The 15,163-nt window shown below is 59.8% G+C and carries 11 protein-coding genes; 1 reads left to right on the top strand and 10 read right to left on the bottom strand.

Annotated elements, in window-relative coordinates:
* Positions 1 to 15: 15 nt before the first annotated feature.
* From G494_RS0101225 to G494_RS0101200, 6 genes are read right to left on the bottom strand one after another with little or no spacing between them, the layout of a single operon-like run.
* The gene (locus G494_RS0101225) at positions 16 to 1,617 is read right to left on the bottom strand and encodes a hydrogenase iron-sulfur subunit (protein ID WP_167331668.1); all 1,602 of its coding nucleotides are present in this window, start codon (positions 1,615 to 1,617) and stop codon (positions 16 to 18) included.
* A 4-nt stretch (positions 1,618 to 1,621) separates the two neighbouring features.
* A complete protein-coding gene (locus tag G494_RS0101220) occupies positions 1,622 to 5,029 on the bottom strand; it encodes an FAD-dependent oxidoreductase (protein WP_028583056.1) in 3,408 nt (1,135 codons plus the stop codon).
* On the bottom strand, positions 5,026 to 5,634 hold the full coding sequence (locus G494_RS0101215) for a 2-oxoacid:acceptor oxidoreductase family protein (protein ID WP_028583055.1): 609 nt from the start codon (positions 5,632 to 5,634) through the stop codon (positions 5,026 to 5,028). Before G494_RS0101215 ends, G494_RS0101220 begins: the two co-directional genes overlap by 4 nt.
* A 35-nt stretch (positions 5,635 to 5,669) precedes the next feature.
* Positions 5,670 to 6,518, bottom strand: coding sequence for a 2-oxoacid:ferredoxin oxidoreductase subunit beta (locus G494_RS0101210; RefSeq protein ID WP_028583054.1), 849 nt, complete (start codon positions 6,516 to 6,518; stop codon positions 5,670 to 5,672).
* A 3-nt stretch (positions 6,519 to 6,521) separates the two neighbouring features.
* Entirely contained in the window at positions 6,522 to 7,667 is a 1,146-nt protein-coding gene (locus G494_RS0101205; protein WP_028583053.1) for a 2-oxoacid:acceptor oxidoreductase subunit alpha, read from the bottom strand.
* A gap of 35 nt (positions 7,668 to 7,702) precedes the next feature.
* Positions 7,703 to 7,984: a 4Fe-4S dicluster domain-containing protein gene (locus tag G494_RS0101200; RefSeq protein WP_028583052.1), complete on the bottom strand. Its 282-nt coding sequence runs from the start codon at positions 7,982 to 7,984 to the stop codon at positions 7,703 to 7,705.
* A gap of 752 nt (positions 7,985 to 8,736) precedes the next feature.
* Here G494_RS0101200 and G494_RS0101190 point away from each other — a divergent pair.
* Complete coding sequence (locus G494_RS0101190; RefSeq protein WP_028583051.1) at positions 8,737 to 9,369, top strand: LysE family translocator; 633 nt, start codon at positions 8,737 to 8,739, stop codon at positions 9,367 to 9,369.
* A 268-nt stretch (positions 9,370 to 9,637) separates the two neighbouring features.
* Here G494_RS0101190 and G494_RS0101185 read toward each other — a convergent pair whose 3' ends face one another.
* The 4 genes from G494_RS0101185 to G494_RS27315 form a co-directional block, all read right to left on the bottom strand.
* A complete protein-coding gene (locus G494_RS0101185) occupies positions 9,638 to 10,228 on the bottom strand; it encodes a PEP-CTERM sorting domain-containing protein (RefSeq protein WP_028583050.1) in 591 nt (196 codons plus the stop codon).
* Positions 10,229 to 11,032: 804 nt separating this feature from the next.
* Positions 11,033 to 13,147 carry a sensor histidine kinase gene (locus tag G494_RS0101180; protein ID WP_084456252.1) on the bottom strand — a complete coding sequence of 705 codons (2,115 nt, stop codon included), beginning with the start codon at positions 13,145 to 13,147 and terminating at the stop codon, positions 11,033 to 11,035.
* A gap of 719 nt (positions 13,148 to 13,866) precedes the next feature.
* On the bottom strand, positions 13,867 to 14,598 hold the full coding sequence (locus tag G494_RS0101170) for a Rossmann-like domain-containing protein (RefSeq protein WP_028583047.1): 732 nt from the start codon (positions 14,596 to 14,598) through the stop codon (positions 13,867 to 13,869).
* A gap of 96 nt (positions 14,599 to 14,694) precedes the next feature.
* Positions 14,695 to 15,093, bottom strand: a complete 399-nt coding sequence (locus tag G494_RS27315) for a hypothetical protein (RefSeq protein ID WP_028583046.1) — start codon at positions 15,091 to 15,093, stop codon at positions 14,695 to 14,697.
* Between the last annotated feature and the right edge of the window lie 70 nt (positions 15,094 to 15,163).

Here is a 15,163-nt window from a genome sequence, read left to right as displayed (position 1 = left end):
TCTCCGCTGATATGGTTATTTCCAGCTAATGGTCTGGGCAATGACGCTGGTCAGGTCCAGCATCTCCACCGAGGGGGTGTCCAGGCGGAAGGGGTCTTCCATGGCGCACTTGAGGTGGATCTGGCATTTGGGGCAGGCCGTGATCAGCAGGTCGGCCTTGGTGGCGCGGACCTGTTCCAGCCGTTTGACCTGCATGGCTTTGCTGTAGGTGTCGCAACCGATCCAGCCCGAGTTGCCGCAGCAGATGGCGGCCCTGCCTGAATCCTGCATCTCCTCGTAGGAGGCGGGCTGCAGTCGGTTGAGCAGTTGACGGGGCAGCTCGGCCCGATTTTCCAGGCGTGCCAGTCGGCAGGAGTCCTGGAAGGTGAGTCGGCGATCCAGGGGGGTGAAGCGGACCGCTGAGCGATCGATCTCCTGTTCTAAGAAGTCATAGAGGTGGACCACCTCAAAGTTCAGTTCGATCCCCTGGGCCGGATAGGTGCTCTTAAAGGTCTGGTAGCACTCCGGGCAGGAGGTGATCATGGTGGTGATGCCGAGGTTGTTGAGCCGTTCCCCGTTGAGGGCTGCGATCTTTTGGAAGTGGTCCTTGTCGCCTGCGCAGAGCAGATCGTGGCCACAGCAGCGTTCATCGTCCAGCAGCCTGGGAAAGACGTCAAAGAAGTTGAGCAGGCCGATGGCGTCAAAGAGGATCTTTTCGGTCTGCACATCCAGGTGCTTACCGAAAAAGATATCATAGTAGGGGGCGCAGCCACCGTAGAAGAGGGTGGTGCTCTCCTGGTCGATCCGGAGCTTTTCAGGCAGGTTCTGCCACCGTTTGGGCTTGAGCTCGGCCGAGGCCATGGAGCGCATCAGCGAGTGGAGGAAACCGCCGTGGCTCTCGTCGCCCTGGCTCTGTTTCTGGCGGTAGAGGTGGCGCAGCTCTTGGATAAAGGCCGGGAAGTTGACGGCCGAGGGGCAGCGCTCGTAACAGAGGCCGCAGGTCAGGCAGGACCAGACATTTTCCCTGACCGACTCCTGGTGGAGCTCGCCGTTGATCACCGCCGTGGCAATGCCCCGGGCAGAGAAGGGCTTGCCGATCAGGGCAAGGGGGCAGGCCGAGGAGCACTTGCCGCAATCCTGACAGGCGTGGATGTCATGGGCTGCAATGATCTGCTGCAGGCGCTGGTCCGAGTCGACTGCCAACTCCAGCTCAGCGACGGCAGGCTGCTGCTGGATGGTGCTGGGGCCCAGGCGGACCAGATCGTCGAGAAAGGAGTGGAGGAATGCCAGCAGCTGCTCACTCTCCTCGGGCAGCACCGTGGCAAAGCGTACCCGCTCCTTACCCAGGCCCAGCAGCTCGAGGATCTTGCCGGTATCGGTGGTGTTGCGCTGGGCCGCGGTCGTGCCTGCACCGTAACGGCAGGTGCCGGGGTCGCAGCCCACCAGGGCCACCCCGTCCGCTCCCATGGCAAAGGCCTTGAGCAGCAGGGCCCGGTCGATTCGGCCGGTGCAGGGGATTCGGATCATGTGTACCTGGTCCGGGATGGCACGGAGCTCGTCCTGGAGGGTCTGGTAGGCGGCATGGGCTCCCCAGTTGCAGAGAAAGAGGATGATCTTGGTTTGGCTAGAATGCTTCATTGGTCTATTCATGGACACCACTGTTGCTGAGTAATTCCTCAAGCGCCTGTTCCAGGTACTCTCGGTTGCGATAGGGGCTGTCTGCCGCGCCGGTGGGGCAGACCGAGATGCAGTTGCCGCAGCCCTTGCAGATGGCCTCGTCCACCGTGGCCTGCCAGCCATCGATCTGGTTCTGGCGAAAGCTGACCGCGTGATAGGGGCAGACCGTGGTGCAGCGGCCGCAGCCCCGGCACTTCTTCTGATCGATGACCACGGTGAAGCCCTTGGACTGTCTGGGTCCGCGCGGCAGGGCCGCTGCCGCCATCACCGCAGCTGCCGCACCCTTCTTCAGCTTGGAGACATTGATCCCCGAGGGCTCGGCCAGAAAGAGTCCAGGTACCGAGGTGGCGCAGGGGGCGGCAAAGGGGACATTGGGTTTACCCTTCTGCTGCTGCATGGGTTCTATGCAGCAGTTGGGCAACCCTTCCTGATGGGTGTAGGGCAGGCGGCGCCGGACCTTTTCCCCCAGGATCACGGTGCCGGCCCGGAGCACCTGCTGCTCCTGGTCGCGTTGGACCAGGATCCGGAAATCGCCGATGGTGCCGCTCAGGGCCTGGACCTCCCAGCCGGTAAGGCTGTGGATGTTGTGGTGGGAGAGCTGGGCATCCAGGGGCTGCTCGCTGGTATCGAGGTGGAAGACGTCATGGCCGGTCTCTGCCAGGTGGAGCGCACTGTTGACGGTGGCCTGGGAGTTGCCGATCACGGCAGCGGTGAAGTTGTAGTTGCGGTCCACCGCCGGCAGAGGCTGGAGGATCTTGGTCCGTTCGATGGAGCGGTGCAGCAGGCCCTGGAAGCGTTCCTGGGCCAGGGCCGGATTGGCCGGAATCAGGCGAAGGATCTCGCCCCTGAGGTTGCAGGTCTCCACCATGGAGCGGCTGATGCCGGTGCCGTGGAAGAGACGGTCCTTGAGGCGGCTGCGCTGGTCGGTGCAGGAGCTGCAGACGAAGTTGAGGGGACAGCAGACACAGGAACCCAGGACGATCCTGGTCAATCCCTTTTCCCGGGTGGCCCGGATGATGGCATCGGTTCCCTCGCTCACACAGGCCGAGACCAGGGTCTCCACATGGACGATGGCGGGATCTGCAGCCTGTTGCTGCTCCAGGTAGCGGTCCATGCCCTCGAGCCAGCCCAGGGAGTCGTTACAGCGGCAGACAAAGACCCCGATCCGGATCTCGCTGGCCAGGCCGGCATCGGGTGCGGAAAAGGCCAGGCCATGGCCCTTGAGGTGTTTACGGGCGCCGTCGCCGAGCAGGACCATGGCCCTGGCTGCGGCGGCATAGCCGCGGACGATCATGTCGCTGCTGGCGGTGCGGGCGGCCTTGGGCCCATAGGCCCTGATCACATCCTCTCCCTTGACCGTGGTGGACATGGTTGGATCGGCGACAATGAGCACCCCGCCCTGTTCGATCACCTCCTGGGGCTGCTGGAGATGATCGATGGCCCCGAGGGCCCCGCAGGATGCGATGCACTCCAGGCACTCCGAGCAGCTGCCGCACTGGAGGCAGCGGCCTGCCTCGGCCTGGGCCTGCTCCTGGGTCAGTCCCAGGGCCACCTCCTGGAAGTTGTTCCTCCGTTTCGCCGGCTGCAGCTCTGCCATCTCCGGCCGTTTCCGGCAGGGGATCTCGGTGGGGATGGGGTCAAAGGGGCGCTCTGCCGGCCGGGATGCGGTTGTGTTCAGCTGCTCAGCCCGCAGGTCGGCGTGTACCGCTGCTGCGGCCTGTTTTCCCGAGGCCATGGCATGGACCACCGAACTGGGGCCGGAGACGGCATCGCCGGCGGCGTAGATGCCGCTGTCGGCGGCGCGCTGCTGCTCATCGGTGGCGATAAGGCCCTGCTCCGTGACCCGGCATCCCTGGGGGGCTCCATCCCGGGCAAAACCGCCCACCTGGCCGATGGCCACCAGGGCCTGGTCAAAGCTGAGGTGAAAGGCCGGTTGCTCCTGGTCGATGACCGGCCAGGCCACTCCCGAGGCATCGACTGTGCCTGGGATGGTGGTCCGGCATTGGAGGGTGCCCAGGCGCCCCTCTTGGCCGTTGAAGGCGATCACCTGGGTCTGGTCGATGATGGTGAGTCCCTCTTCCAGGGCCTCACGGATCTCTTCCTGGTCTGCCGGGATCTGCTCCTGCTTGAACCAGGAGATCAGGCTGACCCGGGCGCCCAGTCGGATCAGGATCCGGGCCAGGTCAAAGGCGGCATTTCCGTCACCGATGACCGCAACCTCCCGGCCGCGGACCTCAGCGGCCGCTGTCAGCTCCCCCTCCGGGCTCTGGTGCCGGCAACGGGCCAGGAAGGCCAGGCAGCCCTCCACGCCCTCGAGCTCCTCGCCCTCCACGCCCAGGGCGCGGTCCTGCCAGGAGCCGCTGGCGATGATCACGGCCTGGTAGCGCTGCTGCAGGGGCTCAAGCTCTGTGGTCAGCTCAACATCCCGGCCGGTGTGAAAGGTGACGCCCAGCTCTTCGATGGCCGCCAGCTCGCGATCCAGGACCTCTGCCGGCAGTCGGTGGTCGCCGATGCCGTAGCGGAGCAGACCACCGGCCTGGGGGGCCTTTTCAAAGACGGACACCGGGTAACCCTGGCCGGCCAGCTCGGCGGCGGCAGCGATCCCGGCCGGACCGGAGCCGATGACAGCGATCTCCTCCTCCTGGCTTGAGTCGGGCCTGGCCGGAGGTGTGGGTTCCAGGTCGTGCTCCAGGGCGTAGTCGGCCAGGAAGCGTTTGATGGCCCGGATGGAGACCGGCTCATCCAGCTCTCCCCGGCGACAGCTCTCCTCGCAGGGATGGGTGCAGATCCTGCCGCAGATCCCGGGTAGCACGTTATGGCGGCGGATCAGGGCCAGGGCCTCCTGGAATTTTCCCTGGGCAGCCAGGGCCACATAGCCCTGGGCATTGACCCCCAGGGGACAGCCGGCCTGGCAGAGCGGCTGTTGGCGTTTGTCGATAAAGGGGCGTCCGGGCAGGCTGGTCCTGGCATGGAAGCTGATGGGCCGGCAGCCCTCGGTGGTGATCACCGGGCAGTTAGCCACACATTTGCCGCAGAGGGTGCATCGCTCCGGATCAATAAAGGTCTGCTCCTGCCTGACCCGGACACTGAAGCCCTGGGGGCTGTGCTTGATGGAGCGGATGGAGGCCGGCAGGATGGTGCGGATGGCCTGGTTGCGCATGATTCGGATCAGGCCCGGCCGGTGGGCGGCGTTGAAGCTCAGCCCTGAGTCCAGGCGGTAGCCCTCGGTCGAGAGCTTATGATCGATATCCGTCTCTGCCTCGATCAGGGTGACCGGCACGCCCAGTTCTCCCAGTTTGTTGGTGGCGGCTATCCCCTCGGGGGTGGCGCCGATGACGATAACCCGCTGCAGCCGTTCTTTCTGTCGTGTCATTGTGCGATGGCTCCCGGCTGACCTGCGGCCCGTCGCTCCTGCCCTTTGAGGGTGGAGAGGCCGTAGTCATACCCTTTGCTGAATGCTTGGATGTTGCGTTCCTCCGTGCCCTTGGGAACGGATTGGCTGATGGTCTTCTTGGCCGCCGGGATGGAGACCACCTGGGTGATGGCGGTGGTGAAGCCGAGCATGATGATGTTGGCCATCATCTTGTTGCCGAGCTTTTCCGCCATCCGGGTGGCCGGGATCCCGTAAAAGGGGCAGGGGGCTTCGCTGATGGGGACCAGGTCCTGGTCAATCAGGAGGGTGCCGTCCTTCCGGACCTGGCCGGAGAACTTGTCGTAACCGGCCTGGGACATGGCGATCAGGATTATTGGGGTCTGGACGTAGGGGTAGTGAATGGGACGATCGGCGATGATCACCTGGGCATTGCAGGCCCCACCCCGGGATTCAGGGCCATAGGCCTGGACCAGGGTGCTTTCTTTATGGTCCCCCAGGGAGGCGGACATACCCAGGATCTTGCCGGCCAGGATGATGCCCTGGCCGCCAAAGCCGGTGACAATGATTTCGGTCTGGGTCGGGTGGTCGTTTTCAAGGGTGGGCATAGGCTTGTTTCGGCAAAGTTGAGAGAGTGAGGGGCTCAGTCGTCGGAGCAGGGACGGCAGACACTATTGTACATCGAGTCGCAGGTCTGACGGTCAATATCGACAAATTTTCCCAGGATCACGCCCCGGTCAAAGTCGATATCCGCCCGGGCCGGATCGGCGCCGTTTTTAATGATGGTTCTCTCCTGGTAGAGCTTCAGGGTATCCAGGGGCTTTTCCTTGTTGCGGCGGCCATAGTTGATGGGGCAGGGGGAGAGCACCTCGATAAAGGAGAAGCCCTTCTTGGCCATGGCCTCGTTGATCGAGTCGGTCAGGTCCCGGGTATGGAGGATGGTCCAGCGGGCCACATAGCTGGCCCCAGAGGCAGAGGCCATCAGGGGAAGGTTGAAGGGCGCGTCCGGGTTGCCGAAGGGGGTGGTGGTGGTCTTGGCGCGGTTGGGGGTGGTGGCCGCCACCTGGCCCCCGGTCATCCCGTAGGTCAGGTTGTTGACACAGACGACGGTGAGGTCCATGTTGCGCCGGGCAGCATGGATGAAGTGGTTGCCGCCGATGGCAAAGAGGTCGCCGTCCCCGGAGAAGACGATCACGTTCAGATCCGGGTTGGCCATCTTGATGCCGCTGGCAAAGGGGATGGCCCGGCCATGGGTGGTATGGAAGGAGTCCAGCTTGACATAACCGGCGCCCCGGGCGGAACAGCCGATCCCGGAGACCATGGTAAAGCGGTCATAGGGAATCCCGGTTCCCTTGATGGCCTTCAGGGTTGAGGAGAAGACCGTACCGATGCCGCAGCCCGGGCACCAGATGTGGGGGATCCGCTCGGTGCGGATCAGGTCATCCAGGGGATGGGCCGCCGGCTTGAGTGGTTTTTGAGGATTTTTCGTCATGGCTTAGAATTTCTCCTTGATCAGGGCGATAACCTTGTCCGGGTGAATGATCTTGCCTCCGGCGCTGCCGACCAGGTGGGCCGGTGCCTGGCCTCCGGCACAGCGCTCCACCTCGTAGTGGACCTGGCCCAGGTTGATTTCGATGGTGATCAACCCCTTGACCCGGGCCGCGAGCTCGCGGATCTGCTCTTCGGGAAAGGGCCAGACCGTTACCAGGCGGAGCAGTCCAGCCTTGTAGCCCAGCTTTCTGGCCTCATCCACCGCGGTCAGGCCGGTGCGCACCGAGATCCCGTAGGAGACGATCACGATCTCGGCATCCTCCAGGCGATAGCTCTCGGTCTCGATGATGTCCTCCAGGTTGTTTCTGATCTTCCCCTTGAGGTTGGTCATCATCTGTTCCTGGGCCTCGACACTCATGGCCGGATAGCCCCGTTCATCGTGGGTCAGGCCGGTGACATGGACATTGTAGCCCTCGCCGATGGCGGGCATGGGGGCGACCCCGTTGGGGCCGGGCTGGTAGAGCTTGAACCGGTCCTTCCTGCCGCTGGGTTTGGGGCGGTCAACCAGGGAGATGGTGGAGGCCTTGGGGATCACCACCTTTTCGCTCATGTGACCGACGATCTCGTCGGCCATCACCAGTACCGGTACCCGGTACTTCTCGCTGAGGTTAAAGGCCTGGATGGTGTGGTAGAAGCAGTCCTGGGGAGAAGAGGGGGCCAGGGCAATGATCTCGTAGTCGCCGTGGGAGCCCCAGCGGGCCTGCATCATGTCGCCCTGCCCGGTGAGGGTGGGCAGACCGGTGGAGGGCCCTGTCCGCTGGACGTTGACAATCACGCAGGGGGTCTCGGTGCAGACGCCCAGGCCCAGGTTTTCCATCATCAGGCTGAAGCCGGGGCCCGAGGTGGCGGTCATGCTCTTGACCCCGGTCCAGGCCGCACCAAGGATCGAGGCCATGGCCGCGATCTCGTCTTCCATCTGGATAAAGGTGCCGCCCACGTCGGGCAGGCGTTCGGCCATGTGTTCGGCGATCTCTGTGGCCGGGGTAATGGGATAGGCCCCAAAAAAACGGCAACCTGCGGCCAGGGCTCCCTCGGCGCAGGCCACGTCGCCAGTGATGTAGTGTTCTCCGGTTAAGACGGCTGGTTTCATAAAAAATCTCTGGGTAAGGAGAAGAAGGTGAGAGGCTAGGTGGTCTCGGTCGCTGCGATGTCCGGGTCTTCTGTGGAGTAGATGGCAAATTCCGGGCAGATGATCTCGCAGTAGTGGCAGTTGACGCAGTCGTCGGGCCGCGCTGCCAGCGGTGGATGGTAGCCCTTCTTGTTGAAACTGTCTGAGAAGGCCAGGATATCTTTGGGGCAGAATTCGATGCAGTATCCACAGCCCTTGCACCGATCCTGGATGATGTGGACGGTGCCTTTGCTGATCTGGATCTCTTGGGTGTCCAGAGGTTCTCGCCAGAATGCCATGTTGCCTTCCTGTTGTCGGTTGGTGGTGCGATGAATGTGGGTCTGGATCAGGACGGTTGTTCAGAATGGGTCAGGCTGCGTCCTTTCCAGGTGTCTCGAATAGCTCTCAGGTCCATGCCTGAGGGTAGGGCGAAGCATCGTAAATAAGCGGCCCGCTCGCCTGCCCCACTCACCCTGCCATGGGGTGATAGCTGGCCGGTGGTGTCCGGCAGGGGGCAAGCCGTGGTGCAGTCCCTGTGGGAGAACAGGGAGGTGCTGGCAGGCATCCGCCTGGATATCTATGACTGAATACCACGCAGCGTCGGACAGTTAACTCTAATTCCCTGGCAGATGTCAAGTTAAATTTCTTTTTTCCGAGGGCTATGTTGTGACTCTGGCGTTTTTTTTGCGCCGGTGTCTTCTCTGCTGTCGGCGGCGGCTGTTATCTATGGCAGGCTGCAGGGGTGGTGCGGCTGGGGGCGGGGCTTTGCTGGCTGCGTGTCGGCTGTTATTTTCGCTTGACTTGGCGACCCCGGCGTTTTTTTTGCGGCACTGTCTCTGGTCTTGGGTGCTGGCTGGTGGTTTGAGGTGAGAGTCGTGCTGCTCCGGGTTGAAGTCGGAGTGGTGGGCTGGCCTGGGATGAGCCTGATAAATGCTTTGTCCACCCAGGGAGCTGGTGGTACTATCGGAGGCTTTGCCCCTGAAGTGTAAATGGGTGAGCCCTGGCAGGGCTTCGCCCAACAAGAGAACCCTCTGTACAGGATCCTGTTCCCATGTCCCAGGTTATCGACCTTCCCAGTCTCGCCATCTTTATCCCCACCTTCTTCTTCGTCTCCGCCACCCCGGGAATGTGCATGACCCTCTCCATGACCCTGGGGATGACCCTGGGGGTGCGGCGTACCTTCTGGATGATGTGGGGGGAGCTTGTGGGGGTGGCCCTGGTCTCTGCGGCCGCGGTGATCGGGGTGGCCTCGGTGATGCTCCACCATCCGCTGCTCTTTCAGCTGCTCAAGTATCTCGGCGGCGGCTACCTGGGCTACCTGGGCTGGCAGCTCTGGTGTTCCCGGGGAAAGATGGCCATTTCTGCCCGTGCTGTTGCCCGGGTTGGGGACAACCGTCTGGGCTTAGCCCTGCAGGGCTTTGTGACCGCCATTGCCAACCCCAAGGGCTGGGCCTTTATGATCTCGCTGCTGCCGCCCTTCATCAACCAGGAGTCTGCCCTGGCGCCCCAGCTGATCACCCTGCTGGTCATGATTGTGCTCATCGAGTTCTGTTGCCTGGTCATCTATGCCGGTGGCGGCAAGACCCTGCGCTCTTTTCTGGATACAAGCGGCAATGTCCGCCTGCTCAACCGCATTGCCGGCAGCCTGATGGTGGGGGTAGGGCTCTGGCTGGCCCTGGGCTAGGCGGCGTTGAGGCGGTATTGAGGCGGTATTGAGGCGGGAGGGGCAGCGTTTTGAAAGAGGGTGCTTCTGTTGTTTTTTGCCAGCCGGTCTCCAGGCTCTCTGGTTGCCCGGCAAGGGCAGGGTGATGCGGATGGAGTGTCCCCTGGTCGGGGCGATATCCGTTGGGCGCCGGCCGGATTCAGCCGCCATTCAGGGCATAAGGGCAGAAAAAAGGCAGGGAGCTGGAGCGTCCCTGCCTTTACCTTGAGCCATATCTGCGCTTCTGGGCTTATTTTTTTCTTCTCCCCACCGCTGCCAGGCCTGCCAAGCCTGTCCCTAGGAGGATCAGGGTAGCTGGCTCGGGAACAGGGCGACCAAAGGCCTGGATTTCAGAAACTGAATAATAGCCGTCACCATCAACACCCTGAATCATGAGTGCACTGGTGGTGACTGTGGCTGGCAGGAACAGTTCTGGCCGAGTCATCATGCCCCATCCTGCTACATCTCCGATATAGACCCACTCCAGGGTAGAGTCGTTAAGGTAGGAGATGAGGTAGCGATCGTTGTTGTCGGCCTGGAGAACGAAGCTGTCGATATGAAAGAGTCCGCCCAGGTCGATGGTTATATACTGCTGTAAGTGTACTGGGTAGGGATTGGCATCCCACCAGACCGCACCTTGATCCCATTGGGTGCCCTCGGGTAAAAAGACCCCGTCAACTATCGTTTCTGCTCCAACAACCGTTGACCCTCCCCAGCCACCTGTAAAGAAGGTACCGTGGAGATCCACGCTGGCGCCCTCAGCTATGTTCAGGGCCATGGCCTTGGTGGTGAAGATCCCGGCAAGGGCAATGATGGCACAGATTGTAATGATTTTCTTCATGGTGCATCCCTCCTTCAGTTAAAATGATGAAAGAATATGATTACCACCAATCTTACCACCAATCAAAATAAGATCAGTCCCCTGGTCTTGTCTCTGCAGCTTCTGTTGGTACCTAGTAGAATTTGAGTGGTAACCATAAAAGAAAGCAAACTATGTCCATAGCTGTATTCTTGCCATGCAATAAGTTGTCCAAAAAAAAACAGCAGGTGGCGTGGGTGGATTTGGCTGTTTTTTTCAGATGATTGTCTTTCTCTTCAGCTAGCTAGGGAGGATATGCGCCTGTTATATGAATTCAGGGACAATGAAATTATTCGCTTTCCTGGAAAAAGATATTCGGAAATCAGGATATTTCCATCATGGAGCTCTGGATAACGGAACCTCTGCACCAACTTGAAGACAGGGGAGAGTTGTGGGTACCTTGAAAAATGAAACTTTTCGATCAAGATCAAGGCGCGTGCCGAAGTGTATCGCAGGCATCTGCTTGATATCCCGAGGACAAAATTTTGAGCGCAACGCCGGGGTCTGAAGAGGCAAGAAAAACAATGTATTAAGGTGGGCTGCTGTCCTGCTGCATTGGCTGATAGCTGTGTGCGCAGAGAATGTGTAAATAGGACGTTCCTGATCAGGAGCGCAACCTCGAAGATGCGGGGCAGTTTGTCGGGGAGTATCTGCAGCAGGCTGGCACCATGCGACTTTATACAGCCATAGCGCCATAGAGCCATGGGGCTGTCGGCGCTATCGTCCCGATAAGAGAGGAAAAGAGAGCTGGTCTGAATGGGGCGCCCGTGAAGAGGGTGGTCGGAATCAGGACTCCTCAACATGGTGTTCCGGGGGTGGGAGCTCTGTCGCCGGAAGGTAGATCTTAAAGGTGCTGCCTCTGCCCGGGGTGGAGCTTACCTCCAGAACACCCTGGTATCGTTTTATGATGTTGTTCACCATGCTCAGTCCGAGACCGCTTCCCTTTCCCTGTTGCTTGGTGGTATAAAAGGGGGTGAATATTTTTTCTATCTCGTCGGGGCTCATGCCGACGCCCTGATCACTGACAGAGATGAGCCAAAACCCCCTGTCCTGAATTCCGGAATCTCCGGCAGGATGGACAGGGGCATGGAGGGCCCGCTCCACCGAGATTGCCAGTATTCCCCCCGGGGTGTCTGCTTCGGGTTTCATAATCGTCATTGCGTGGGCCGCGTTGATGCAGAGATTGAGGAGTACCTGCTCAATGTGCACCGGGTCGGCAGTCACCAGGGCCGGATGCTTGGAGTATGATGTTTCAAAGGAGATCGTCTTGTCAAGCGAGTACTGGCAGATCTTCAGTACCTGCCTGACAGAGGCGTTCAGGTCCACCGAGCCAAGCGACGGTTCGTTCTCACGGGCAAGGGTCAAGAGCTGTCGGGCCATGGCCGCAACATTTTTGGAGGCACCCTCCATGATGTCCAGGTATTTTAAAAAGTTGGCTTTGCTCACTCCCCTTTCCTTGTCGGAGTGCATCCGTAAGAGGGATAAACTACCGGTGATGCCTGAGAGCATGTTGTTGATATCGTGAGCCAGTCCACCTGCCAGGGTGCCTATCATCTCCATCTTCTGGGCAAAACGAAGTTGTTCCTCCATGTTTTCCAGGTCTGTGATGTCTCTATAGATCGACTCCATACAGGTTTTTCCCTGGTAGTCGATAAACGCTGTCGAGACAGATGCCTTCCTCACCTCGCCGCTGCTGTTTTTGAGGGTCAGGGGATAGCTCTTAATGATCTTTTTGGTACCCAGCAAGGTTATCAGGGCCGGTCGGTCTCTGTCCGGGTTGTCGTAAAAGTCTCTGATGTTGTGGTCAGCGATGCTCGTCCGGTCACTCTTGACAATTTCCAGAAAAGAATCGTTGTAGGCAAGAATCTCTCCCTCCATGGAGGTGATGACTATCCCGTCCGGAGCCAGGGTAAATAAGGACTGAAAAAGTTCCTGGCTCTTGCGCAGGGCCCCTTCCACCTTACGTATGGCGAGGTTATGTCGAAGGAGCAGAATAAGAATCACCACTAAGACAAAAATGACCCCCAGGATGGAGAAAAAGGCCGCCCTGCTTATTTCAAACAGGCCGTTGTCGCGGTGAAAGGCAATGATTGACCATCCCTGGATAACGTCTTTGCGGACGACAAGGTACCTTTGCTGGTCAAAGACCACCGTATCTTTATCAAGAAAGGCGGGAAAAGGTTTCAGGGGTTGGTCTGCGAATTGCCTTTCTGCTTGAATCCGCTCCATGGTTTCCGGTTGAAGCGGAGTGGTATAGTGGTAGAGGGTCTCTTTCCGGTTGGTCGCAAAGACGATCCCTTCCGGTGTGAGCAAAAAAATCGGTTCTTCATAGCGTAAAAAGAGGCGGTCGAGATCTTTCACCGGGATCTTCACCACCACAACACCAATGAAGGCTTGTTTTTGAGCTGAGTACACAGGAGAGCTGAAATAGACCCCACGTTGCCTGGTTGTCACCCCCAGGGCCGGATAGATGACATTGTTCCCTTTTCGGGCCCCCTGAAAATAGCGGCGGAAGAGGTAATTGTTACCGGTAAGGTTTTTGCCCTCATGGTCAGAAGTGGAGGCGACAACGGTGCCGCTTCGGTCCATCAGATACACGAACTCGGCATTGAGTATTCTCTTGGCCGTTTCAAGGGCAATGATGACCTCGGGATGATCCGGTTTTCTTTTCTCCGTCAGCTGGGATCGCACTTCGCCTGTTTCTGCCAGGGACTGTGAGGCCGTCTCGGTACTGCTAAAGACCACCTTGTTCAATTCAGGGATGATCTGATCTTCCAGTAAGGATATCTTCTGATCTTTTTGCGGGCGTGCAGAGGGGTGGGAGAGAGTAGGTACGATCAGGAGCGCAAGTGTGCACCATAGGATCGTGAGAACGACAGGACCAAAAATTTTCCTCTCCATCGCTACCTCTCTGGAAGGTGGTGTTCTTTGCCCGGATAGGTGTCATGGGAACAGCAGCCATTCCCCGGGACGTATTTCTTGATTCCGCTGATCTGCAGGGAAGGAGCGCCCACCTTTTCTGAGACCTCCTCTAGATTCTATCAACTCCTCTGTCCATTTACCAAGTACTCTTTCCCGCAGAGCCGGTTTAGCCTCTTTTTTTTCAAGCCAGGGTATCAACTCGCTGGAGTTGCTCCTGGTGGGGGCGCCGTCATGGTTAGGGGATTAGGGGATTAGGGGATTAGGGGATTAGGGGGGGAGGATTTCTGCTCTACCCCTCTTGAAGAACGTCTGCCTCTTGGTATCGATCGATCACCTGCTGGGCATATTTTTTCTGGGTGAACTCACCGTCAAAGGGCATGGTGCCGCCTGGGGACCTGGGAGCTGGGACCCTGGGCCTCTGCCTCCTGCCCGCTGGCCCGTGTGGTACAGGATATCGGCGGTCAGGCCCGTATGCTCATTTGCCTGCGCTGGACAGGATCGGGCGAAAAAGTTTGAGCTGAATGACTGCTGTGTGGCCGGTACAGGCGAGTTTCCGGAATCTATGGCCATAAATCCGGGCTTTGAGATCGAGACCTTTGGCCGTGAGCTCCTCTTGGCCAGGGAGCTGGCGGCCTGAGCCCATTGAGCTCAGGCCGGGAGAGAACTCCCGGCCTAAAGGCCTACGGTTTGCGTTGTGTTTAACTGCTCTGGCAGCAGAAGCGGTTCCAGCCCATCAGGTCGGCGGCGGCTGCCACGGTGGTGCCAAAGAAGATCGTCGGCCGGTCTGTCCGTAAAAAATCAGCCAGGGTGTCGTTGACCAGGGTTGAGCCGGTGACCACCAGAAGCTCAGCCTGGTCAACCGCGGCACCACTATCTGCCGGTCCCTCGATGGTCACTCCGGCCTTGCGGCTGCCGATATTGTCGGGGTCCAGATCCACCACCCGCAGCTCGAAGCGCTCGGCTAGGGTCTCTATCATCTTCGGCTGAAAGCCGACCAGGGTGATTTTCGGCCTGCCGTACAGTTTGCTGATATGGTCTGCAAACCGGGGCGCACACAGGGACGGACCTTCATCGCGACAGTGGATGGTGTTCCCGGTCTGTCCCAGGCTGCGTTGGACCGCATTGAGGGTGGCCACAAAGATCGCCCGGCGAAAGTTATTCTCCAGTTTCATCTCTGCAATCTCGCCCAAGGGCGCCCTGAAGTCGCCAAAACGGTCGGTAAAGGCCTGGCCGCGGTCCTGGCGGAATAGAGCCTCCATCAGTTTCTCTTTGCCCCGCTGGAGGGGAAAGTCGTCCCCCTCGGGGTTTCCGATGGCCTCCTCCACGCTCAGGGTGCGGGCGCTTACGCTCACCTCTTCGTTGAGGATACCCGCCTCTTGCCAGATTTCACGGGCCCTTTGCTGGACATCCTCTATCAGTGATTGCTTCATACTTAGCCTTCTCTCTCTGTTCTGTTTTTTTAAAAAGGGGATTGCTCCCCGCCTGGGTCCCTGGCTGCAATCCCAGGAGCCGCAGGGGGCTCGGGCTCACTGGTCTGCTATCTTCTTCAGGACCGTAAACATGGAGATGGAGATCGCGCCGATGATGAGCGTCAGCAGGGTGGCCCGTTCAAATTCGCCGTTAAAGACCGCGTTGTAGATCTCCAGGGAGAGGGTGTTGGTTCGACCGATCACATTGCCGCCAAGCATCAGGGTCATCCCGACCTCTCCCAGGGATCTTAAAGCGCTGCAGCAGGGGATCGATGCCCGCCTTATCCCTGGCTGCAAAGGCCACGTTTTGGCGAACCGTGAGGTGGGGAAAGAGGGGATACTCCTGGAAGACCAGGCCCAGCCGGCGGTGGCGGTCAGGGTCCCGGCCGGACAGCAGAGGCAGACCTCCAGGGTGAAGTGGTCCAGTTTTTTGGCGACATCCACCAGGAGGGTCATCTGCACCCTCCGCTGCCAAGAGGGACCTTGGTCCCGGCTGGAGGGCGTCCTGGTGCCGGCAGCGGCAGCC

This window comes from Desulfogranum mediterraneum DSM 13871 (genome assembly GCF_000429965.1).
Classification (GTDB): Bacteria; Desulfobacterota; Desulfobulbia; order Desulfobulbales; family Desulfobulbaceae; genus Desulfogranum; species Desulfogranum mediterraneum.
Note: the sequence above shows the minus strand (reverse complement) of the source record. Positions and strands in the feature narration are given on the sequence as shown.